Source organism: Sulfitobacter sp. HI0129 (genome assembly GCF_001635395.1).
In the GTDB taxonomy this organism is placed as follows: Bacteria; Pseudomonadota; Alphaproteobacteria; order Rhodobacterales; family Rhodobacteraceae; genus Sulfitobacter.
In genome coordinates, this window is sequence record NZ_LWGH01000733.1 from 1 (window position 1) to 523 (window position 523).

The 523-nt window shown below is 74.0% G+C and carries 1 protein-coding gene; it reads left to right on the top strand.

The annotated features are described in order from the left end of the window. Positions 1-148: 148 nt before the first annotated feature. A partial coding sequence (locus tag A3764_RS18250) for a periplasmic heavy metal sensor (RefSeq protein ID WP_150122280.1) occupies positions 149-523 on the top strand: 375 nt, incomplete at its 3' end.

A 523-nucleotide genomic window follows, 5' to 3' on the forward strand; every position in this document is an offset into this window, starting at 1 on the left:
CTGTGCTGGGCTTCTGGATCGGCTTCGCGCCGCCCGCCGCGCTGGACGCGCTGGATGACAGCCTGTCGCCCCTGACCGGCGCGGCAGAAGATGTGAATGCGGCCCTGCCCGAAGACGGCTTCGGCTGGACCATGGCGGAGGCGGAAGGATGACGGCGAACCCGATCCCCCCGAAACGCTCCCCGGGGCGGGGCCTGCGCATCGCACTGGTCCTGTCGCTCGCGGTGAACCTGCTGATCCTCGGGGCGGTGGCGGGGATGCTCTGGCGTCACGCGGGGCCTGACGGTCTGCGGATGCGCGGCGCGCCCCCCGGTCTGGGCAGCTATGCGCTCCCTTATGTGCAGGCGCTGCCGGTGCAGGACCGCCGCGCCCTGCATGACGCCCTGCGCGAAGGCGAGGCGGGGCGCCGCCAGTCCCGCGCCGCGCGGCGTGCGGCCTATGCCGATGTGCTTTCCGCCCTGCGGGCCGAGCCGTTCGATGCCGATGTGCTGCGGGCCGCGCTGGCCCGGCAGCGCGACACGGTG